Source organism: Microbulbifer sp. TYP-18, from assembly GCF_040932045.1.
GTDB lineage: Bacteria > Pseudomonadota > Gammaproteobacteria > Pseudomonadales > Cellvibrionaceae > Microbulbifer.
The window spans coordinates 31,364-51,584 of record NZ_JBFRBC010000020.1 but is presented as its reverse complement, the minus strand read 5'-3'; the positions used below and the strand labels follow the sequence as shown (position 1 = coordinate 51,584).

General features: G+C 59.3%; 21 protein-coding genes. 5 read left to right on the top strand and 16 right to left on the bottom strand.

All coding sequences use genetic code 11. The features are described from left to right. Positions 1 to 9: 9 nt before the first annotated feature. Complete coding sequence (locus ABVT36_RS14955; RefSeq protein ID WP_367149872.1) at positions 10 to 615, bottom strand: hypothetical protein; 606 nt, start codon at positions 613 to 615, stop codon at positions 10 to 12. Between the two features lie 46 nt (positions 616 to 661). Continuing rightward, positions 662 to 1,312: an orotate phosphoribosyltransferase gene (gene pyrE / locus ABVT36_RS14950; RefSeq protein WP_367149919.1), complete on the bottom strand. Its 651-nt coding sequence runs from the start codon at positions 1,310 to 1,312 to the stop codon at positions 662 to 664. 117 nt (positions 1,313 to 1,429) lie between these two features. On the opposite strand from pyrE, the gene ABVT36_RS14945 reads away from it, so the two are divergent. Continuing rightward, entirely contained in the window at positions 1,430 to 2,197 is a 768-nt protein-coding gene (locus tag ABVT36_RS14945) for an exodeoxyribonuclease III (protein WP_367149870.1), read from the top strand. 57 nt (positions 2,198 to 2,254) lie between these two features. Here ABVT36_RS14945 and rph read toward each other — a convergent pair whose 3' ends face one another. Next, positions 2,255 to 2,974: a ribonuclease PH gene (gene rph / locus ABVT36_RS14940; RefSeq protein WP_368457259.1), complete on the bottom strand. Its 720-nt coding sequence runs from the start codon at positions 2,972 to 2,974 to the stop codon at positions 2,255 to 2,257. Positions 2,975 to 3,100: 126 nt separating this feature from the next. Here rph and ABVT36_RS14935 point away from each other — a divergent pair, with 126 nt between their 5' ends. After that, positions 3,101 to 3,982, top strand: coding sequence for a YicC/YloC family endoribonuclease (locus ABVT36_RS14935; RefSeq protein ID WP_368457258.1), 882 nt, complete (start codon positions 3,101 to 3,103; stop codon positions 3,980 to 3,982). Positions 3,983 to 4,159: 177 nt separating this feature from the next. Here the strand turns inward: ABVT36_RS14935 and ABVT36_RS14930 are convergent, their stop codons facing one another. The 5 genes from ABVT36_RS14930 to ABVT36_RS14910 are packed head-to-tail and all read right to left on the bottom strand — an operon-like array spanning position 4,160 to position 8,222. Next, on the bottom strand, positions 4,160 to 4,834 hold the full coding sequence (locus tag ABVT36_RS14930) for an SCO family protein (protein ID WP_368457257.1): 675 nt from the start codon (positions 4,832 to 4,834) through the stop codon (positions 4,160 to 4,162). A 3-nt stretch (positions 4,835 to 4,837) separates the two neighbouring features. Further along, positions 4,838 to 5,731 carry a heme o synthase gene (gene cyoE, locus ABVT36_RS14925; RefSeq protein ID WP_368457256.1) on the bottom strand — a complete coding sequence of 298 codons (894 nt, stop codon included), beginning with the start codon at positions 5,729 to 5,731 and terminating at the stop codon, positions 4,838 to 4,840. 21 nt (positions 5,732 to 5,752) lie between these two features. Beyond that, complete coding sequence (locus ABVT36_RS14920) at positions 5,753 to 6,790, bottom strand: heme A synthase (RefSeq protein ID WP_368457255.1); 1,038 nt, start codon at positions 6,788 to 6,790, stop codon at positions 5,753 to 5,755. 12 nt (positions 6,791 to 6,802) lie between these two features. Then, entirely contained in the window at positions 6,803 to 7,444 is a 642-nt protein-coding gene (locus tag ABVT36_RS14915; protein ID WP_368457254.1) for a hypothetical protein, read from the bottom strand. A gap of 25 nt (positions 7,445 to 7,469) precedes the next feature. Beyond that, positions 7,470 to 8,222 carry an SURF1 family protein gene (locus ABVT36_RS14910; RefSeq protein WP_368457253.1) on the bottom strand — a complete coding sequence of 251 codons (753 nt, stop codon included), beginning with the start codon at positions 8,220 to 8,222 and terminating at the stop codon, positions 7,470 to 7,472. A gap of 48 nt (positions 8,223 to 8,270) precedes the next feature. Between ABVT36_RS14910 and ABVT36_RS14905 the strand changes: the two genes are divergently transcribed. Further along, positions 8,271 to 8,495, top strand: a complete 225-nt coding sequence (locus tag ABVT36_RS14905) for a DUF2909 domain-containing protein (RefSeq protein ID WP_367149859.1) — start codon at positions 8,271 to 8,273, stop codon at positions 8,493 to 8,495. A 72-nt stretch (positions 8,496 to 8,567) separates the two neighbouring features. Here ABVT36_RS14905 and ABVT36_RS14900 read toward each other — a convergent pair whose 3' ends face one another. Genes ABVT36_RS14900 through coxB form a run of 4 tightly spaced genes read right to left on the bottom strand, consistent with a single transcriptional unit; the run spans position 8,568 to position 12,763 of the window. Beyond that, positions 8,568 to 9,458: a cytochrome c oxidase subunit 3 gene (locus ABVT36_RS14900; protein WP_368457252.1), complete on the bottom strand. Its 891-nt coding sequence runs from the start codon at positions 9,456 to 9,458 to the stop codon at positions 8,568 to 8,570. 5 nt (positions 9,459 to 9,463) lie between these two features. Continuing rightward, on the bottom strand, positions 9,464 to 10,042 hold the full coding sequence (locus ABVT36_RS14895; protein WP_368457251.1) for a cytochrome c oxidase assembly protein: 579 nt from the start codon (positions 10,040 to 10,042) through the stop codon (positions 9,464 to 9,466). Between the two features lie 15 nt (positions 10,043 to 10,057). Beyond that, positions 10,058 to 11,608: a cytochrome c oxidase subunit I gene (gene ctaD / locus ABVT36_RS14890; RefSeq protein WP_368457250.1), complete on the bottom strand. Its 1,551-nt coding sequence runs from the start codon at positions 11,606 to 11,608 to the stop codon at positions 10,058 to 10,060. 9 nt (positions 11,609 to 11,617) lie between these two features. Next, complete coding sequence (gene coxB / locus ABVT36_RS14885) at positions 11,618 to 12,763, bottom strand: cytochrome c oxidase subunit II (RefSeq protein ID WP_368457249.1); 1,146 nt, start codon at positions 12,761 to 12,763, stop codon at positions 11,618 to 11,620. 410 nt (positions 12,764 to 13,173) lie between these two features. On the opposite strand from coxB, the gene ABVT36_RS14880 reads away from it, so the two are divergent. Next, positions 13,174 to 14,448 carry an MATE family efflux transporter gene (locus ABVT36_RS14880; RefSeq protein ID WP_368457248.1) on the top strand — a complete coding sequence of 425 codons (1,275 nt, stop codon included), beginning with the start codon at positions 13,174 to 13,176 and terminating at the stop codon, positions 14,446 to 14,448. Between the two features lie 235 nt (positions 14,449 to 14,683). On the opposite strand, the gene ABVT36_RS14875 is transcribed toward ABVT36_RS14880, so the two are convergent. From ABVT36_RS14875 to ABVT36_RS14865, 3 genes are read right to left on the bottom strand one after another with little or no spacing between them, the layout of a single operon-like run. Next, a complete protein-coding gene (locus tag ABVT36_RS14875) occupies positions 14,684 to 15,490 on the bottom strand; it encodes a hypothetical protein (RefSeq protein WP_368457247.1) in 807 nt (268 codons plus the stop codon). 38 nt (positions 15,491 to 15,528) lie between these two features. Then, positions 15,529 to 15,795, bottom strand: coding sequence for a YheV family putative zinc ribbon protein (locus ABVT36_RS14870; protein ID WP_368457246.1), 267 nt, complete (start codon positions 15,793 to 15,795; stop codon positions 15,529 to 15,531). Between the two features lie 35 nt (positions 15,796 to 15,830). Further along, positions 15,831 to 17,852 carry a M3 family metallopeptidase gene (locus ABVT36_RS14865; protein WP_368457245.1) on the bottom strand — a complete coding sequence of 674 codons (2,022 nt, stop codon included), beginning with the start codon at positions 17,850 to 17,852 and terminating at the stop codon, positions 15,831 to 15,833. 67 nt (positions 17,853 to 17,919) lie between these two features. On the opposite strand from ABVT36_RS14865, the gene ABVT36_RS14860 reads away from it, so the two are divergent. Further along, positions 17,920 to 18,477, top strand: a complete 558-nt coding sequence (locus tag ABVT36_RS14860) for a gamma carbonic anhydrase family protein (RefSeq protein ID WP_368457244.1) — start codon at positions 17,920 to 17,922, stop codon at positions 18,475 to 18,477. 196 nt (positions 18,478 to 18,673) lie between these two features. Here the strand turns inward: ABVT36_RS14860 and ABVT36_RS14855 are convergent, their stop codons facing one another. Beyond that, complete coding sequence (locus ABVT36_RS14855; protein WP_368457243.1) at positions 18,674 to 20,044, bottom strand: APC family permease; 1,371 nt, start codon at positions 20,042 to 20,044, stop codon at positions 18,674 to 18,676. Between the last annotated feature and the right edge of the window lie 177 nt (positions 20,045 to 20,221).

Below are 20,221 nucleotides of genomic sequence, written 5' to 3'. Positions count from 1 at the left end.
CTGATTAATTCAGTTGCGGGAGATTTCCCCATAGCGGCGCGCGGCCTGGTCGAACTCCGCTTCAATGCGCTCTGCCTCCTGCTCACGCTGCGCCACGCGCTCCTGCAAAAGCGCCACCTCTTCGGTCAAGCTGGCAATCCTCTCCCGGCGTTCCGGTGAAACCGCGCCGCCATTGCGCTGAGCGCGGGCGGCGGCGGTCTCCTCCCGCTCAATCTGCAGCTTCAGGCTGGCGATGTTGGAGCCCAGGATCGCCATATCCTGCTCAACTGTGGCCAGCTTGCGTGAACGCGCGCTCTCAATGTCCGCGACACTGGTATAGCGCCGCAGCAGGTCCCGGTCCACTTGCGCCTGCTCTTCCCGCCGCTGCTGCTCCGCCAGCGCTTCCCCGCTGGGTTTCGGTGGCACCACCTTGAGCACCCGCCCCGACAGGCTGAGAATCTCATAGCCGCGGTCAACCAGATGCGGCGGCACTTGGTGATCCAGTACCTGTATGCCCTGTTGATCGGTATAGCGGTAGAGTACCTTGCCGGTTAACTCGTTGGGCTGCTTGTCCCTTGCCCAGGCGCTGGCTGCGGCCAGGGTGATGGCGACAATTGTGGCTAGTGCGGCTTTCATCGCATCTCTCACTTTTTTTTACATGCCGGGGGCCTGGCAACCTCTCTCAATCCCCAACCCCGTAGCGCTCTCGATAGCGGATAACCCTCTGCAGTGTATCACTGTCCTCTAGCACCTCGCCGAGATAGCTGATGATGTGATCGAGCTGTACGATACTGAGCACCGGTACCCCGTATTCCCTTTCTACCTGTTGAATGGCCGACAGTGGTGTGTCCTCGCCGGCCTTCTCCTGGCGGTTGAGACCGATCACCACGGCGGCCGGCTGGGCATCCCGGGCTTCAATAAGCTGCATTACTTCCCGCACAGCAGTGCCAGCGGTGATCACATCGTCTATAATCAGAACCTTGCCAACTAGCGGCGCACCCACTAAGGTTCCGCCTTCGCCGTGATTCTTGGCCTCCTTGCGGTTGTAGCAGAAGGGTTTATCTACACCTTTTCGCGCCAGTGCCACGGCGGTTACAGCACCCAGCGGTATCCCTTTGTAGGCCGGCCCGAAAATGACATCAAACTCGACTTCCGAGGCAATAATCGCTTCGGCGTAAGCCTGCCCCAGTGCGGACAGGGCGGCTCCGGTGTGGAAGTGTCCGGCGTTGAAAAAATAGGGACTCCGGCGGCCGGACTTCAGGATGAAATCGCCAAAGCTCAGCACCTGGTGATCCAGGGCCAGTTGGATAAAGTCGCGCTGATACTGCTGCATGGAAAATTGAAAACCATTGGCTAAGGTGAAGGGAGACCTCACCGCAGGCACCCTGGTGGGCGAGGTGCTGAAGATAATGTTAGCAATCATACACAGTCCGCTGGTAAGGGGCTAATAATGCGAATAGTGAGTTTATCGGTAGACGGCATCCACCAGGCGGCACAGCGTGGCCTGTACGACTGGCTGGCGGATCAGGACGCCGATATCATTTGTCTGCAGGATCTGCGTTCTCTGGAGCCGGAACTGGACCACCCCATCTTCCACCCGGACGGTTACTACGATTATTTTTTCGATTCCGGCACACCCCACCTGAACGGGGTGGCGATTTATACCCGCACCCAGCCGAAAGCGATCATCTTCGGCATGGGGTTTGCCAACGGCGAGGACATGTACGGCCGTTACCTGCAGGCGGACTTCGAGCGCCTGAGCGTCGGATCGCTACTGGCGCCCTTCGCCAATGACGAGGCGTCCCTGGAAAAGAAGGTACAGTTTTTCGACGACATGCAGGCGCACCTGAACAAGATCAGCCGCAAGCGCCGCGATTTTATTTTTTGTGGCAACTGGAATATCGCGCATCGTCGCGCCGATGTGCAGAACTGGCAGGACCACCAGGATACCCCCGGCCTGATGCGCCACGAGCAGCGCTGGATGGATCAGCTGTTCAACGACGTCGGCTACATTGACGCTTTTCGCAAAGTGGTCAAGGATGCCGATGAGTTTACCTGGTGGCCCAGCGGCAAGGTGGGTGAGGGTGACGGCTGGCGCACTGATATGCAGATAGTCTCACACTCGCTACGCAACCGTATCGAGTATGGTGCCATCAACAAGAACGTCGAATTTTCCAGCCATCTGCCACTGATTATGGATTACGACCTGGAGGTCTGACTTGCCAGGCCGTGTCAGGCCAAAGTGAGGTGAGACAAGGCGGGTGCGCAAGCCGATTCACTCGGCCAGCGCTTTCTTTTGCAGGGCGATCAACTCGTCGATGCCCGCCTTGCCCAGCACCAGCATCTCTGCCAGCTGACGCTCGGCGAAGGGTTCACCCTCGGCGGTGCCCTGTATTTCGATAATGCCGCCATCGTCTGCCATCACCAGGTTCATATCCGTGTCCGCTCCGCTGTCCTCCGGGTAATCCAGGTCCAGTACCGCCTCGCCGGCAACCATGCCCACAGAGACCGCGGCCACCATGCGTTTGAGCGGATCCGTCTCGATCAGCTTTGCCCGCTGCATATGGCGCAAGGCATCCACCAGGGCTACGCAGGCCCCGGTGATCGACGCTGTGCGCGTACCGCCGTCCGCCTGGATCACATCGCAATCCACGGTGATCTGGTGCTCGCCCAGTAGTGCCAGGTCCACTGCCGCGCGCAGGGAGCGGCCGATCAACCGCTGAATTTCCACCGTGCGACCGCCCTGCTTGCCCCGCGCCGCCTCGCGTGCCATGCGCGTGCCGGTGGAGCGGGGCAGCATTCCGTATTCGGCGGTAATCCAGCCGCTGCCCTGGCCGCGCAGAAAACGGGGCACCTCAGTCGCCACCGACGCGGTGCACAGCACTTTGGTATCACCGAATTCAACCAGCACGGAACCTTCCGCGTGACGGGTATAGTTGCGCGTGAGCTTTACAGAGCGCAATTGCGCGGCGAAGCGGCCACTGGGTCGCTGCATGATTCACCTCAGAGTCTGGCTTAAAGCGTGTCATTATACTCCGCCACTGCGGCGGGCCAGAACTGTTTGCGGCGCCTGTGCTATGATGCGCGGCCACATCTGAACGCAAGTTGGAGGGCGGGGGCCATGGCCACTAATCGGGTGCGCAGTATGACGGGCTTTGGCCGTGCCGAGCAGAGCTTCGCCACCGGCACCGCCATCTGGGAGCTGCGCTCCGTCAACCACCGCTATCTGGAGCCGCACTTTCGCCTGCCGGAAGCGGCGCGCCCGCTGGAAACCCAACTGCGGGAAAAGCTGCGCAAGCAACTGTGTCGCGGCAAACTGGAACTCTGCCTGACGCTCAAAAACAACGCCGGTGAAGTGGGAAGCCTCCAGGTTGACGAAGGGCTGGTACGTACCCTGGTGGATGCAGCGGAGCGTGTGGCCGCACAGCTCTCCCCACCGGCGGCACCCATCAGCCCCCTCCAGATATTGCAGTGGCCGGGTGTGATCGCCGAGCAGGAAACCGACCCCGAGCAGCGGTCCGCGGCAGTATTGCAGGCATTTGCGCAAGCACTGGAGCAGTTGTGTGCCAACCGGGAACGGGAAGGCCGGGAGTTGTGCCGGTTTATCGAAGCCCGGTTGAGCGGCGTCGAGCAGCAGGTACAGAAGGTGCGGCAGTTGCTGCCGGAAATCCTGCAGGCCCAGCGGGAAAGATTGCGCACCCGCCTGGATGACATGGTCGCCGAGCTGGATGCCGACCGGCTGGAGCAGGAAGTGGTGTTGCTTGCCCAGAAAACCGATGTCGATGAGGAACTGGATCGGCTGGAGGCACACATCGCCGAAGCGCGGCGCGTGCTGACCGCTGGAGGTACTGTCGGGCGCAGGTTGGATTTCCTGATGCAGGAGTTCAACCGCGAGGCAAACACCCTGTCTTCCAAGTCTGTGGTGACCGATACCACTCAGGCGGCGGTGGAACTAAAAGTGCTGATCGAACAGATGCGCGAGCAGGTGCAGAATATCGAGTGATTTTTGGGCTGTTTCTTATCATTACCAACTGCGCTATAAGCCGCTTAACGATCTACTTTTAGCGTCGGTTAAAAACTGGCCCCAGGCGTAAATCACCGTGTAACGACTTGTACTTGTGTGACTATTACCAGCACGGGTTTAGATAAACTGGTCAGGGCCCTGGCACTCAACAAAAGGCTAGCCGTTAAAGGTTGCTCTCATGGAACCATAGGTGAGCTTCATTTTTGCCGGATCCAGGGGCGCCTTGAAAAAACCGTGGTAGTGCCCGCGGGGATTGATCAAAACAACCTGTGAGCCGTGATCCAGGGTGTAGTCGCCATTTTCCAGTGGCACCTTGTTGAAGGGTACATTGAGCTGGTTGGCGAAACGCTTCAACTGCAAAAAATCCCCCGTGATGCCGCGAAAATCCTGATGGAAATAACGTACATAATCCCCCAGTTTTTCCGGGGTGTCGCGCTTGGGATCGACGGAAACCAGAAGGATGTCGGTATCGATGCGGGTCTTCTCATCCAGGCCGCGGTAGAAATTATTCAGCGTCGCCATGGTGGTGGGACAGATGTCGGGGCAGTGGGTGAAGCCGAAGAACACCAGTGTCCAGCGGCCGGCAAGGTCGCGGGTTTGAAAAACGTCACCAGTATCGGAGAGCAGCTCGAAGTTTTCCAGGATGCGGGGGCGCTCCAGTTTGATGGCGCCGTTGAGCCGCAGTTCGGAGTCAGAAATCACGCGCGGTTGGTTCAGTTTGTTGATAAACCCGGCCAGGACGGCCAGCATAAATAGCACCAGCACCGCTACAGTGATAAGGATACCCCGCCGCTGGCTTGGGGTTTTTTCCGGGGAAGCGTGTCCAGCCATGATTTATACCGCGATTAGATAGTGGTCCAGTAACATAATGCAGAAAAGCGCCATCAAATAAATAATCGAGTAGCGAAAGGTCTCCATGCCCGCATCGGGATTTTTGTCGCGCAGCATTTCGATTGCCCAGTAAATAAAGCCGATGCCCAGCACTACTGCGCCCAGCAGGTACAGCCAGCCCAGCATGCCGGTGGCAAACGGCAGCAGGGTGACGGCAAACAGGACAAAGGTATAGAGCAGTATGTGCAGTTTGGTATAGGCGACGCCGTGAGTCACCGGCAACATTGGAATATCCGCATTGGCGTAGTCGTCGCGCCGGTGCACCGCCAGGGCCCAGAAATGCGGGGGTGTCCAGGCGAAAATAATCAACACCAGCAGAAGTCCGTGGCCGTGCCAGTCCCCCGTTACCGCCACCCAGCCGAGTAGCGGGGGCGCCGCGCCGGCGATGCCGCCGATGACGATATTCTGCGGCGTCGCCCGCTTGAGAAACATGGTGTAGACAACGGCGTAGCCGAGCAGTGAGGCCAGCGTCAGCCAGGCCGTGAGCGGGTTGATAAAGGTAATCAGGATGGTCATGCCGGCACAGCCCAGCAGCAGTGCGAACAGCAGCGCCTTGTGTGGCTCCACCCGCCCCCGGGCAATGGGCCTGTTGTGCGTACGGGCCATCTTCAGGTCGATATGGCGGTCCACCAGGTGATTGACCGCTGCGGCACTGCCGGCGCAGAGGGCGATACCCAGATTGCCCAGCAGCAGTACATCCAGGGGCACCATCCCCGGTACCGCCAGCAACATGCCGATCACCGAGGTGAGAATCATCAGCATCACCACACGCGGTTTGGTGAGTTCGTAGTAGTCGCGCCATCCGGCAGTGCTCAGGCTTGGGGTTTGTGCGGTCATGGATTCACCTCTTTGTTATTTTTATCGCCGGGGTTGCGCAGTTTGGATACGGTAGCAGAAGGTCAGGAGCCCCAGTAACAGCAGCGCGGCTCCGGCGTTGTGCGCCACCGCTATGGGCAGCGGCAGGAACATGACCACGTTGGCGATCCCCAGCGAGACCTGTAGCGCCAGCACCGCCGCCAGTCCCAGGGCCCAGCGCCTGGAGCCGGCACGCCAGGCCAGGGCAGCGAGGCTCAGGACCAGGATAGTGACCACCAGAGCGCCGATGCGGTGGGTGACGTGAATAGCGGTGCGCGCGTCGCTCTCCAGGGCGCCACCGAGGTAGTTGGGACCAATCCGCTGGGCAATGTTGAAGCCCTCGCGAAAATCCATCGGCGGCCACCACTGGCCGTGACAGGTGGGAAAGTCGGCGCAGGCCAGGGCGGCGTAATTGGAGCTGGTCCAGCCCCCCAGGGCTATCTGCACAACCACGGCTCCCACGGTGATGAAGGCCAGTGGTCTGAGTTTCTGCAGCAGGCGGTATTCCTGCACCGGAATACTGCGCCCCCGGTTGCGCAGCCGCTCGGCGATCAGCCACAACATCGACAGTATCGCCATGCCGCCCAGCAGATGGGCGGTGACGACCTGCGGCCACAGCTTCAACGTCACTGTCCACATGCCAAATGCCGCTTGCAGCAGGACCAGGGCCAGCAGTATGTGTACCTGGATAAAAGCGCGCTGTCCGCGGCGGCGCCAGGTCAGTATGGTGAGGCCGAACACCAGCAACAGCAGCAGGCCGGCAAAATACCGGTGCACCATCTCCGGCCAGGTTTTGTCGGTCTCCACCGGTGTGTCGGGATAGGCGGCGTTGGCCTGCTGGATTTCGTGGGCTTCGCTGGGCCAGGTCAGCTGGCCATAGCATCCTGGCCAGTCCGGACAGCCGAGACCCGCATCCACCAGGCGGGTGAAGGCCCCCAGCACCACCACCACCAGGGTGAGCACGCAACCCGCGAGTGCCAGCCGCAGGCGCCAGTCTGTATGTGCTGAACCTTCGTCGGGGCCTATGGAAAATTTCCGCATGTCTGTCTCCGTTTACTGCTCATAGGAGTACTTCAGCAGGCGCTTGATGTCCTTGAGGAGCTGGTTTCCCGTGTGGTGGTTGTCATACGCCATCATGGCGAAACCCGCCTGGTCCACCAGCAGTGCTTCGGGCTGGTTCCGGTTCAATACCCCGGTGTCGCTCTGCAGGCGGGCAAATTCCTCCGACGGCACTACCAAAAAGCGCAGCCGCGGGTGCTGTTCAGAGAGAGTCTGTTGTTGGTCCGCGGGCAGGGAGGTACTGGTGATGAGCATACGCTCTAGGCGATCCGCCTTTTCACCCAGCCGGATATGGACCTGGCGGCTAGTATAGAGCAGTTTCTCACAGTCGCTGCCGCAGTTCCGGTCGGAAAAAATCAGGTAGCGCCACTTGACCGGTTCGCCGGCCAGCTGTACCGGTTCGGTACCCTGCTCGCGCATGGGCAGCAGGGAGAGGTCCACCGCTGGGTGCAGTAGGTCCCCCTCGTTGATGGTGCCTTGCGGCATGCCCACACCCGTGTGGTACACCAGATAGGCGGCTGCGATGGGCAATACCACTGAGGCAATGACCGAAACCCCCTGCATACGGCCGAACCAACTCCTCTGCTCGGTGACAGCTTCCGGGTTGTTTGTGGTGGTATCGGGGATTTCGTTCACGACTGTCTACCTCTACAGTTATTCGTTATTGTCGTTGCACCCGGCGCACTCGCAGCCTTTGCAGGATACGAGTAGCGGCAGCCAGCCACAACAATACCAGAGCTGCGGCCATTGCGAACCACTGAAATGCATAGGCCCGGTGGCGCTCCGGCGGACTGTTTATCATCTTCCAGTCGGTGACCAGTGCGGTATCCGAATCCGCGCTCAGGCGCACCGACCAGTGTGGATGTTGCAGGCCCAAAGCGGTGCCCAGGCCGGTATCCAGGGACTGGATTCGCTGCCGGGATTTGGCGCTTTCATCTGCGCTTCGGGCCGGCACTTCCGGCAAGGGGTACAGAAAACCGGTGATCACCTTGGCGGCCATTGGCGACGGCACCTGCGGCAATCGCTGACGACTGTTTGTGGCCTCCACCCAGCCCCGGTTGATCAGCCAGCGCTGGCCGGCGGATACAAACACCTGCACAACCTCATACCCAACCCTGCCACTGCGCGTGCGATTGTCCAGATAAAACAGCTCGTCCGTGTAGTAACCCAGCAGGCGCAGGGGGACATAGCGCTCCAGCTTTGGCAGTTTTTCAGGCGCCACTGGCTGGGCGGACAGGCGGGCATCCAGGGCAGCGACCATCGCCGCCTTCTGCCCGGCCCGGTCCAGCTGCCAGAAGCCCAGGGACAACAGCAGTGGCAGCAGGAGGCCACAGAAGAGGGTGAGCGGCCAGCTGCGAATCAGTGCTACACTGCGGGCTGTTCCGGACTGCACGGAATTGCTTTGTGCTGTCATGGCGATTTTCGCCTGCAAGCAGGCCCCACTTCCAATGGCGAATAAAATATGTGGCTGAAAGTCGTTATTGTCCTGTTGTTTCTTGCGGTGCTGGCGAGTCTGACCAGTGCTTTGTTTTTCCTGCTGCGCGATATGGGCGCGCCGGAATCCAAGCGGACCCTATACGCCCTGGGTATCCGTATCTCCCTCGCAGCGATGCTGCTGCTGGCGATCTGGTATGGCCTCGACAGCGGCATCCTGTCAAACACCGCGCCCTGGGCCAACAAATACTGAGTTGACCCGGCGGGCCCGAGAACTGATACCGCAATCACCGGGCGCGGGCTGGGATACCCCGCGCCCCCGGGGTCAGGCCCCCAGTACGTAGACGAAAATAAACAGTCCTACCCAGACCACATCCACAAAGTGCCAGTACCAGCTGGCCGCTTCGAACCCGAAATGGTCGTCCGGCTTGAAATGGTGGGCGATTACGGAGCGCAGCAACATAATCAGCAACATGATGGTGCCGAGGGTGACGTGGGCACCGTGGAAGCCGGTCAGCATAAAGAAGGTGGTACCGTAGATGCCCGATTCCAGCGTCAGCCCCAGGTGCTGATAGGCTTCATAGTACTCAACCGCCTGAAAATACAGGAACACTGCGCCCAGCACGACGGTGAGCCCCAGCCACAGGTTGAAGGCGGTGCGCTTGTTTTTCTTCAAAAACACATGGGCGATGTGCACGGTAACGCTGGAGGCCAGCAGTATCAGGGTATTCAGCAGTGGCAGATGCCAGGGATCGATGATGTCCCTGGGGCCTATGACTTTGGCGGCGTCGCCGTGTACGGCCGCATCCGGGGTCACCAATAGGGGCCAGGTGTTTTCGAAACCCTCCCAGAGCATATTCGATGAGCCCAGTTCCCCTTCCCCACCCAGCCACGGCAGGGTGAAGTTGCGGATATAGTAGAGGGCGCCGAAGAAGGCACCGAAAAACATCACTTCGGAAAAGATGAACCAGCCCATGCCCCACACGTAGGAGCGTTTCAGCTGGTCGCTGTTCAGTCCGGCCATGTTTTCGCGGATCACCGCAGCGAACCAGAACCACAGTACTGCGGCCAGGGCCAGAGAGCCGGTAAAGAAAATAAATGAACTGCCGCCATTGATCCAGTTGGCGGCGCCGAACGCTATCAGAAAAAGACCGATGGTGGCGAATATTGGCAGCCGGGACTGCTCGGGCACATAGTAGCTGCTTTCACTGGCCATAATTATTATCCCTCTCGCTGGGAGCCGGTATTGTTGTTATTGAGTGCATGATTGTCTGAAATCCTTTCCGTAACGTCGAACAATGTATAGGAGAGTGTGATGGTGTTGACGCTCGGCGGCAGGTCGGGGTCGACGATAAAGCGCAGTGGAAGCTCAGCGCTCTCGCCGCCCTGCAATACCTGTTGATTGAAACAGAAGCACTCCGTCTTGTGAAAATAAGCCGCAGCCTTGAACGGAATCAGGCTGGGGATTGCCTGGCTTATCATTTTTCGATCGGTCGGGTTGTAGGCGATAAACACTGTGTCTCTCGCTTCACCGGGATGTACCTGCATCGAAACCACGCTGGGTTTGAACTGCCAGGGCATATTTTCATTGTTGGTGGCGACGAACTGTACGGTTACCAGCCTGCTGGTATCGACGGCGGCGGGAACAGCTTCGTATTTGTCGCCGGTCTTGCCGTTTAGGCCGGTAATTTCACAAAAGGCGTCGTAAAGCGGCGGCATGACAAAGATCGCAAACAGCAGCATGCCGGCGGCGAGCGCCAGCAGCTTTGCAGTGATTTTTGTATTGTCGTTCCAGACCATCGCCGCGAGACCCAGTTACCGCACTGCCGGTGGCGTGCTGAAGGTGTGGTAGGGCGCTGGGGACGGCAGTGTCCATTCCAGACCCTGGGGGTTATCCCACACTTCCGTGGTGGCTTTCCTGCCGCCCTGGATGGTGCGAATCACATTGAACAGGAACACCAGCTGGGCGGCGCCGAACAGGAAGGCCCCGATACTGGCGATCTGGTTGAAATCGGCAAACTGCAGTGCGTAGTCCGGTATGCGGCGCGGCATCCCCGCAAGGCCGACAAAGTGCATGGGGAAAAAGGTCAGGTTCAGGCCGATGAACGCCAGCCAAAAATGTACCTTGCCCATGGTTTCGTTGTACATGTTGCCGCACCACTTCGGCAGCCAGTAGTAGACCGCTGCGGTGATGGAGAAGATGGCACCGGGCACCAGCACATAGTGGAAGTGCGCGACCACGAAATAAGTGTCGTGATACTGGAAATCCGCCGGTGCTATCGCCAGCATCAGCCCGGAGAAACCGCCGATCGTGAACAGGATCACGAAGGCCACAGCGAACAGCATCGGCGTTTCGAAGGTCATGGCACCGCGGAACATGGTGGTTACCCAGTTGAACACCTTCACCCCGGTGGGTACCGCAATCAGCATGGTGGCGTACATGAAGAACAGCTCGCCGGCGACGGGCATGCCCACGGTGAACATATGGTGCGCCCACACGATAAAGCTCAAAAAGGCGATGGATGCCGTCGCGTATACCATGGAGCTGTAACCGAACAGCGGCTTGCGGGCGAAGGTGGGGATTATCGCCGACACAATACCGAATGCCGGCAGAATCATGATGTACACCTCCGGGTGGCCGAAGAACCAGAATACGTGCTGGAAGAGTACCGGGTCACCGCCGCCGGCCGCGCTGAAGAAGCTGGTGCCGAAGTGGATATCCATCAGCATCATGGTCACCACGCCCGCCAGCACCGGCATCACGGCGATAAGCAGGTAGGCGGTGATCAGCCAGGTCCAAACGAACAGCGGCATCTTCATCAGGGTCATGCCCGGGGCGCGCATGTTGAGGATGGTGGCGATGATGTTGATGGCCCCCATGATGGATGAGGCCCCCATGATATGGACGGAAAAAATAAAGAAGGTGACGCTGGGCGGCGCATACTCGGTGGACAGCGGTGCATAGAAAGTCCAGCCAAAGTTGGGCGCACCCCCTTCCATCAACAGGGTCGACGCCAGCATGGTGAAGGCAAAAGGCAGAATCCAGAAGCTCCAGTTGTTCATGCGCGGCAGCGCCATGTCCGGAGCGCCGATCATCAACGGAATCATCCAGTTGGCGAGGCCGACAAAGGCCGGCATCACCGCGCCGAACACCATGATCAGGCCGTGCATGGTGGTCATCTGGTTAAAGAATTCCGGCTGCACTATCTGCAGGCCGGGTTCGAACAGTTCAGCGCGGATCACCAGCGCCATGCACCCGCCCAGCAGGAACATGGCAAAGCTGAACCAGAGGTACATGGTGCCTATATCTTTGTGGTTGGTGGTGTAGAGCCACCGCTTGAATCCGGGTTGCGGACCGTGTGCCATGACTGACTCCTACTGCTTATTCTTGAAATTGAGAATGTCGATGGGCTGCACGGTGTCGCCCATGTCATTGCCGAAGGCATTGCGCTGGTAGGTGATCACCGCAGCTAGGTCCACTTCGGAAAGCTGTGGGCCAAACGCCTGCATCGCCGGGTTGGTGGGCGAACCATCAACCACTATGCCCAGGTGGCCGTCCAGGGGACCGGTGGCCACTTTGGAGCCGGCAATGGCGGGGAAAGTGGGGGGAACCCCCTGGCCGTTTGGCTGGTGGCAGGCCGCACAGTTGCGGTTGTATACGTCCTGGCCGCGCGCCATCAGCTCGTCGAAGGTAAAGGTCTGCTGGGTGAGCTGGCGCACTTTGGCCGCGCTCGCCGCCCGCTCCTCCAGCCAGGCATCGTACTCCGCCTGGGGCACTGCCTTGACCACGATGGGCATAAAGCCGTGGTCCTTGCCGCAGAGTTCGGCGCACTGACCCCGGTAGATGCCGGGCTCCTCGATACGGGTCCAGGATTCGTTGATAAATCCGGGAATGGCGTCTTTCTTGACCGCCAGGGCCGGTACCCACCAGGCGTGGATTACGTCGTTGGCGGTAATCAGGAAGCGCACTTTTTTATTGATCGGCACCACCAGTGGCTCGTCCACCTCCAGCAGGTAGTTTTCACCTTTGGGCAGCTGGTTGTCGATCTGCGCCCGGGGGGTGGAGAGGTTGGAGAAGAAGGAGACATCGGAGCCCAGGTAGTCGTATTTCCACTTCCACTGGTAGCCGGTGATCATGATATCCAGGTCGGCTTCCTTGGTATCGTAGATATCGTACAGGGTTTTGGTCGCGGGTATGGCCATCAGCACAAGAATAATGAATGGCACAATAGTCCAGACCAGTTCCACGGCAGTGCTCTCGTGAAACTGTGCCGCCTTATAGCCCTTGCTCTTGCGGTGACGCCACATGCTGTAGAACATCACCCCGAACACCACAACGCCGATCGCCACGCAGATCCAGAAGATCAACATGTGCAGATCGTAGATGGTCCGGGCAATGCCCGTTACCCCCTGGGTCATATTCACTTCCCAGCGCTGGGAACCCGAGTTTTCCGCCAGGGCGGATTGGGCCAGCACCGAAGTGGCCAGCAAGGCGAACAGCCGATTGAAGCCTCTCAACATCGCCTACAAATCTCCGTGTATTTGTTTTTATCTCAGCCGTCGGCTGTCACGGATAACTGGACTGCCGCGCGACCCGGGGGGTGCACGGTGTTTCCACACAAAAATTGTGGACATTCTGTAGTAATACAAGACCACTTGCACTGAGCAAAGTCTGGGCACGCTGCCGATACTTCGCGATACTGCCATCAGTGCAACTTGTTATTCTTCTATGCAAAGATTTTTACTTCAGATGTCGTCGTCCGGAAGGTACAACCAACAACCTGTGTCTTATTGTCGCATCTACTGCGGGGACAACAGAAACATACCACCGCTAAAAAGTCAATTGAACCGCCAGTTTAAGTTGTCCTGCAATGACGTCGACACAAAGCTGTAACACGGCTTATGGACGGGTCTGGAGACTCGCCTGGCCGATGATTTTGAGCAATATTTCGCTACCCCTGCTGGGTGCGGTTGATACGGCAATCCTCGGTCACCTGCCCTCTCCGGAATATCTTTCTGGAGTGGCGATTGGTGCCAGCATCATGTCGATGCTGCTGTGGGCATTTGGTTTCCTGCGCATGGGGACCACTGGGCTGGTGGCGCGCAGCGGGGACGGCGGCGAACTGTGGCTGCTGCGCGCCCTCTGTCTGGCGGTGGCGCTGGGCCTGGGTTTGATTCTTTTGGTCTGGCCCCTGCTCGGGCATATCGTCCACTGGATGAATGCCAGTGCCGAGGCCCGGCCACAGGCACTGATTTATCTGCAGATCCGCTTGCTGAGTGCGCCCCTGGCTCTGGCCAATTTCGCTCTGCTGGGATTTTTTATCGGCCGTCAGGACAGCCGCGCGCCGCTGTTTATCCTGCTGGCCGCCAATCTGCTCAACATTGCCCTGGACTTTCTGTTGATCGTCGGCCTGGGTTTGGGTGCCAGGGGCGCCGCACTGGCAACCCTGTGTGCGGACATCGCCGCTCTGGCAATGGGCTTGGCACTGTTGCGCCGGGTCGAACACGGCCTGCTGGGCCGGTTGTGGGATGGGCTCTGGTGTCGGGGTTTTTCCCCACTGCGCGAGCCGGCCCCCTGGCTTGAATTGCTGCGCATCAATGCCGACCTGTTTATCCGCACCTGCCTGCTATTGCTGACCCTGACCTTCTTTACCGCCCAGGGTGCGGCTCTTGGTGACACGGTGCTGGCCGCCAATGCGATCCTGATTCAACTGCTGATGATGACCTCCTACGCCCTGGATGGATTCGCCCATGCCACGGAGGCCCTGGTGGGGGAATCTGTAGCGAAGAAATCCCCGCGCCTTTTCTCCAGCACGGTGCGCGCCGCCGGACTCTGTGCCCTGGTAACCGCCGCCGGTTTCACCCTTATACTGGTCCTCGGTCAGCCGCTGATCCTCTCTCTGTTTACAGATATGCCCGCGGTGCTGGAGCAGGCGGGTCGTGTCTATTGGTGGCTGTGCGCCCTGCCGCTGTTCGCGGTTTGGAGTTACCAGTTGGATGGGGTTTTTATCGGCGCGGGAAAAAGCCGGGACATGCGCAACACCATGTTCGTCGCCACTGTGCTGGTTTTTTTCCCAGCCTGGTGGCTGACCCGCTCCTGGGCCAATCAGGGTGTCTGGTTCAGTCTTTTTTTGTGGATCACCGCCCGCTCTGCGGGCCTGCTGATTTATTTTCAGCGCTATTCAGCGACAAAGTCCTGGATTTAACATTGCAAATCTGACGGTGGAAATGCCACGGGCAAAAGAATCGGCAGTGGGTTTTATTCCTAGCAGGTTGTTGCAAAAGGCATCCTGCCTTTTGCAACACACGAAAAGCGAAAAATGTGATTTTCACTTTTCTCCCAAAATCAACGACTTAGCCGTCGCCGATTTTGCCGGAACATCCATATTCCGGTACCAGGCGTCGAAATTCTTCGAATTTCAACAGCCTGCTAGGGCCAGATTAAAAATTCACTACCATTTGCTGGTATTGCACTATCTGTGTCCAGTTGGCCATAAATGGCCCCTGTCCCTGATTTATTGCTTTGTTCAGGCGGTCCACCCGCAGTTGCAACTGGCTGTCGTGAAAATACAGTCCGCCATTTCTGATGGTATAGCCGCGCGGGTTGTCGGTTAAAAGCTGCAGATAAGCCTGCACGCGCCCGATCTGTGCCCTGACCTGAGTGGTGGAAAAGTTGCCGGAGCGGTAATTGTCCAGAACCTCGCTGTTGATTGCGGACTCTACGAGTTGCCGGGTCGCGGGGCTCAGATTACTGGTTGAGACCTTGTCACGGATATCTGCACGCAGGTGTAACAGGTAATTGTCCGCGGCCTCTGCGGCAGTGTATAGGCGCTCAGTGATATGTTTGGCATTGCTCAGAGCCTGGGGGCTTCCCAACAAGTACGCAGCGTGCAGGTCCGCAGCCGCGAAATCACCCAGGGAAGCAAAGATGGTGGTGTGCTGGGTATTGCTGTTCAGCGTCAGTCGTTCACATAAGCGCACTGCTTCGCGCCACTCCGGGAAGTGCCTTCCGCGCAGGGTTTTCGACGGCAGCGCCGTTGTGTCGCGCAACAGTCTCGCGCTCTCGGCGCGGTAGAAGGCAGGCCGCCGCTGCCAGTTGTTGGCCTGCAGATTAAACAGGGACAACAGGCCGGCGTTGACGCAGCGGGACAGCAGGTGGGCCACCTGCTGGCGGCGTTCCAGCTGCGCATCCTGCCAGTACTGCCAGCTGGCCAGGCCCGCTATAAGTAGCGAGGCTGCCAGACTCAATAGTAATAGTTTCCTAAGCACAGTTAGTGTGTACTTGCCTAAGGCTTTTTGGATGGCTGAATAAATCTTACCGGCCTTTCCGTGTCCTCGGACTGGACCTGCTCGCTGACCCGGGTGGACAGCTCCCGGGGGAATGATTGCAGGCGGATTTCGTCCCTGAAACCGCAGGCGACACATTCCCGGTAATTCCGCTGGTCCCGGTTGTAGTTGACGATCCTATCCATCTCGCCACATTTGGGGCACACGGCGCCGGCAATAAAACGTCTTTTCTCCGCCTTGGGTGAAGGCTTGCTACCTGATTGCATTGTTTGTCCTGCACTGCATGGTTGGCATCCCGTGGTTACTCAATTCCCGAATGGCGCAGCAGCGCGTCTATGTCGGGTTCCCGGCCGCGAAACTCGGTGAACAAATCCAGGGCATCGCGGCTGCCCCCCTGTTCAAGAATAGAATGCAGAAATCGTTCCCCGGTTGGCGGGTCGAATATCCCCTGCTGTTCAAACAGTGAAAAGGCGTCTGCAGATAATACCTCTGCCCATTTGTAGCTGTAGTAGCCGGCGGCATAGCCACCGGCAAAGATATGGCTGAAACTGTGCTGAAAGCGATTTTCTGCCGCAACCGGCACCACTCCTGTCTGCTCGCGGACCTTATCCAATATCTTTTGTATCTGCTTCGCGTCAGGGGCGCGATCGAGACCGTGGATGCGCAGGTCGAACAGCGCGAACTCCAGCTGGCGCACGGTGAGCATGGCGGACTGGAAGTTTTTGGCCGCCAGCATCTTGTCCAACAGGGACTGCGGCAGTGGCTCGCCGTTTTTGTAGTGTGCCGAGATCATGGCGATGGCCTCGGGTTCCCAGCACCAGTTTTCCAGGAATTGGCTGGGCAGCTCCACCGCGTCCCAGGCGACACCGTTGATGCCCGATACGGCGGGAATATCCACCTGGGTCAACATGTGGTGCAGGCCGTGGCCAAACTCGTGGAACAGTGTGGTCACTTCATAGTGGGTCAGCAGGGAGGGCGTATCGCTGCTGGCGGGACTGAAATTACAGACCAGGTAAGCCACCGGCAACTGCAGCCCGGCGGCGGTGCACCGCCTGGTACTGACCGTATCCATCCAGGCACCGCCGCGTTTGTTCTCGCGCGCAAACGGATCCAGGTAAAAGCCGGCGATACGCTCGCCGTCGCGCAACAGCCAGAAGAACTGCACATCCGCATGCCAGACGGCTACCTGCGGGTCCGCTTCCACAGTGACCCCAAACAACTTTTCCACCACTGCGAACAGGCCCTGCAACACGGTCGCGAAGGGGAAATAGGGGCGAAGCTGCTCCTGGCTGACCGCATAGCGACACTGTTTGAGTTTCTCCGCCGCCCAGGCGATATCCCAGGGTTGCAACTGCTCCAGGGACAGGGTTTCACGGGCAAACTCCTGCAGCTGGGCAAATTCCCGCTGCGCCGCCGGCCGCGCACGGTGCCCGAGGTTTTGCAGAAACGCCTCCACCTGGGCCGTGTCCGCAGCCATTTTGCTCGCCAGCGACAATTCCGCGTAATTGGCCATATCCAGCAGGCGCGCCTGATCGGCCCGCAGTGCCAGTATCTCCTCCATGACCGCCGAATTGTCGAACCGACCGGCGTCGGGCCCCGTCTCCGAGGCCCGGCTCACGAATGCCAGGTGGACCCGCTGGCGCAGTGCGCGGCTGTCCGCATGGGTCATCACCGCCAGGTAACAGGGGCCCTCCAGGGTAATCACCCAGCCCTCCAGCGCCCGCTCACGGGCGGCCTTGGCGGCGGCGGCCAGAGCGGTCGCGGGCAGGCCCGCCAGTTCCTCGACATCATTGGTGTGATAGGTCCAGGCGTTGGTGGCGTCGAGCACATTGTTGGCGAAGCGGCTCGACAGCTCCGCCAGGCGGCGCTGGTTGGATGCAAAGCGGCTGCGCGCCTCACCCCGCAGTGCCACGCCGCCCAATTGGAAATCCCGCAGGCCCAGGGCCACCATCTGTCGGCGTGCCTGGGTTCGATCGGCGAAGTCCGGCGCCTCGGACAACTGGCGGTAGACCTGGCACAGTGCCTCGTTCTGGCTCCGTTCCGTCCAGTAGGCGGTGACCTGCGCCAGTGCCGCTTCGTAGGGCTGGCGCCAGGGGCCGCTCAATACGCTGTTGAGATGGCTCACGGGGGAAAAGGCGCGATTGAGTTGATCCTCGACCTCTTCCAGGGCTTCCAGCACAGAGTCCGGGGCCGGGTTGTCCGCCACCGATGCCAACTGTCGGCGACACTGCTCCAGCAGGGGGGTAATGGCAGCTTCCACCTGTTCCGGCAGCAATTGGTCGAAGGGGGGCAGCAGGGAAAACTCAGACAGCGGGTTGGGCATAAAAACTTCCTGTGGGACTGTGCCAATGTGGCTATGATAGGGAATCCATTGTACAAGGAGCCCGACTATGTCCCCACTGCGCCCCCACGGCAAGGACAGCGAAGAAAAGATCCCCCGCCTTGGCAACGGCGTCTATGTCGATCCACAGTCTGCAGTGATCGGCGATGTGGTGTTGGGGGATGACTGTTCGGTATGGCCAATGGCCGTGGTTCGGGGCGATATGCACCGCATCCGGATAGGTGCGCGCACCAGTGTTCAGGACGGCGCCGTGCTGCATATCACCCATGCGGGGCCCTTCAACGAGGACGGCTGGCCGCTGATCATCGGCGAGGACGTCACTATCGGGCATAACGCCTGCCTGCACGGCTGTACCGTGGGCAACCGGGTTCTGATCGGTATAGGGGCGACAGTGCTGGACGGGGCCGTCATCGAAGACGAGGTGGTACTGGCAGCCGGCGCGTTGGTTCCACCGGGTAAAAGGCTCGCCAGCGGCTACCTGTATGTGGGCGCACCCTGCAAGCAGGCGCGCCCGCTGAAGGAGGCGGAACGACAGTTTTTCAGTTATTCAGCGGCCAATTATACGAAGCTGAAAGACCAGTACCTGACCGAGCATGTGCAGCCCTGAGAGGCTGGCAGTCTGACATGGCTTCCGCCCGTTTCTTCGACCGGTTACCGGTGTGCACTGATACAGAGGACTGGCCTTTGCCTTGCAGTGGCACATCCTTGTGCCCTATTGACCCGGCAACTTATTGAGTTGCCGGGTCAATAGGGCCAAGTGTGAAGCTATTCCGGGGCTTTACTGGCCGCAGGGAGGTAGAGTTCTAATCCTGAACCGGGCGTCGGCTTTCCGCCCAGCGGATCGCCAGCTCGCCCAGCAGCAGCGCTATCACAGCACCGGTGAGCACTGGCCACTGAACCCCTTCGCCGGGGGTGTAGACAAACAGGAAAATACTGCCCGCCAGCACCGCGACGCAAAACACCGCCATCAACTGCACCGCCAGGTCGCTGCCGGGTACCCGAAAGGGCCTGGTGCGCTGGCCGTCCACACGGCGCATCTGCAGGAACGCCAGAAACATACCGATGTAGGGCAGCAGGAAGATTACACCGCTGAAGGCAAACAGGGACCAGAAGAGGTCCTCGTTGGAGTGCACCATAAGCCCGTACAACACCAGGATAACGGTGCTGGTTATCCCCATCAGCACTGCCGCACCCACCGGGGTGTTGCGGCGGCTTCTCAGGGCGAAGGCACGGGGCAGCTCGCCCTCTTCTGCCGCTTCTGCCGCGGCCCTGTTGCTGCCGATGGCCCAGGTCACGCCATTGGAGAAAAATGTGTAGAGAGCTGCCAAACCCAAGGCCGCGACCAGAACTTCTCCCATTGGCAGCCTGGCGAAGAACAGCTGCAGTGTATCCACCAGCCCCTCCACCAGGTCTATTTCCCGGGCGGGTATGGCGGCCAGTATGGCCGTGGTCCCCGAGATGTAGAGTGCGAGAATAATGCTCCCCGACACCAGGATGGACAGGGGCAGATCCCGCTCCGGGTTGCGCATTTCCTCGCTGCTGGCACTGATCAGTTCGAAACCCAGCATGCCGTAAATAATCGCGGGGATATATTGCAGACTGTCGCTCAACCTTGGACGCACACTGTCGAAAGTGATCGGATTGGCGAGGCCGTTGTGCGCGGCATGGAAGATGGCGCCGGCGATAATGGCGAGAAAAATAACAATCTTAAAAATCGCCCCTATGTTCGGCACCCACTTGCCCACATTGAGGGTCACCACATTGACGCCAACTGCCATCCAGGTGAGGGCTATTCCCAGACCAATCTGCTCCACTACGCGCATTTGCGGCCAGAACAGCTGGGTTGCCACACCGGCGAACAAAATAAAGATAGCCGGCATCCATATGGCGGTATTTACCCAGTAGGCCCAGCTTACCCGGCAACCCCAGCGCCCGCCGAAGGCATCGCGGACCCAGGCGTAGATACCGCCCTGTTCCGGATAGGTGCACCCCAGTTCCGCGGAAACCAGTGCGAAAGGAACGAAGAAAAACAGGCCGAGAAAGAGCCACCAGAAAATACTGGAGGCACCGATTGCCGCGGTGGCGGCGAGAGTGTCCACCAACAGTATGGCGGAGACGGTAAACAGGATTATGTCCCGCTTGCCGAGGTTTTTTTTAATCACCAGCTCCGACACTGCAATCTCCACTCTTGTTCGAGGTGCTCCAGCCCTGAACTTTGCCGGTGCGCCGGTTTGAGCAGCCAACTGGATGGATTCGATTCCGCCCGCCCCTCCCTACCGGGGGGATTAATGGATAGTGCCGGCCCGGTGACGCCACTGCTCAATATCTGCGGTCGGCCTGTTTCAGACTAT

What these genes read in the sequence shown, in the direction of transcription:
- ABVT36_RS14955 (WP_367149872.1), bottom strand. Translation starts at nt 615, where the DNA reads ATGAAAGCCGCACTAGCCACAATTGTCGCCATCACCCTGGCCGCAGCC.
- pyrE (WP_367149919.1), bottom strand. Translation starts at nt 1,312, where the DNA reads ATGCAGCAGTATCAGCGCGACTTTATCCAACTGGCCCTGGATCACCAG.
- ABVT36_RS14945 (WP_367149870.1), top strand. Translation starts at nt 1,430, where the DNA reads ATGCGAATAGTGAGTTTATCGGTAGACGGCATCCACCAGGCGGCACAG.
- rph (WP_368457259.1), bottom strand. Translation starts at nt 2,974, where the DNA reads ATGCAGCGACCCAGTGGCCGCTTCGCCGCGCAATTGCGCTCTGTAAAG.
- ABVT36_RS14935 (WP_368457258.1), top strand. Translation starts at nt 3,101, where the DNA reads ATGGCCACTAATCGGGTGCGCAGTATGACGGGCTTTGGCCGTGCCGAG.
- ABVT36_RS14930 (WP_368457257.1), bottom strand. Translation starts at nt 4,834, where the DNA reads ATGGCTGGACACGCTTCCCCGGAAAAAACCCCAAGCCAGCGGCGGGGT.
- cyoE (WP_368457256.1), bottom strand. Translation starts at nt 5,731, where the DNA reads ATGACCGCACAAACCCCAAGCCTGAGCACTGCCGGATGGCGCGACTAC.
- ABVT36_RS14920 (WP_368457255.1), bottom strand. Translation starts at nt 6,790, where the DNA reads ATGCGGAAATTTTCCATAGGCCCCGACGAAGGTTCAGCACATACAGAC.
- ABVT36_RS14910 (WP_368457253.1), bottom strand. Translation starts at nt 8,222, where the DNA reads ATGACAGCACAAAGCAATTCCGTGCAGTCCGGAACAGCCCGCAGTGTA.
- ABVT36_RS14905 (WP_367149859.1), top strand. Translation starts at nt 8,271, where the DNA reads ATGTGGCTGAAAGTCGTTATTGTCCTGTTGTTTCTTGCGGTGCTGGCG.
- ABVT36_RS14900 (WP_368457252.1), bottom strand. Translation starts at nt 9,458, where the DNA reads ATGGCCAGTGAAAGCAGCTACTATGTGCCCGAGCAGTCCCGGCTGCCA.
- ABVT36_RS14895 (WP_368457251.1), bottom strand. Translation starts at nt 10,042, where the DNA reads ATGGTCTGGAACGACAATACAAAAATCACTGCAAAGCTGCTGGCGCTC.
- ctaD (WP_368457250.1), bottom strand. Translation starts at nt 11,608, where the DNA reads ATGGCACACGGTCCGCAACCCGGATTCAAGCGGTGGCTCTACACCACC.
- coxB (WP_368457249.1), bottom strand. Translation starts at nt 12,763, where the DNA reads ATGTTGAGAGGCTTCAATCGGCTGTTCGCCTTGCTGGCCACTTCGGTG.
- ABVT36_RS14880 (WP_368457248.1), top strand. Translation starts at nt 13,174, where the DNA reads ATGATTTTGAGCAATATTTCGCTACCCCTGCTGGGTGCGGTTGATACG.
- ABVT36_RS14870 (WP_368457246.1), bottom strand. Translation starts at nt 15,795, where the DNA reads ATGCAATCAGGTAGCAAGCCTTCACCCAAGGCGGAGAAAAGACGTTTT.
- ABVT36_RS14865 (WP_368457245.1), bottom strand. Translation starts at nt 17,852, where the DNA reads ATGCCCAACCCGCTGTCTGAGTTTTCCCTGCTGCCCCCCTTCGACCAA.
- ABVT36_RS14860 (WP_368457244.1), top strand. Translation starts at nt 17,920, where the DNA reads ATGTCCCCACTGCGCCCCCACGGCAAGGACAGCGAAGAAAAGATCCCC.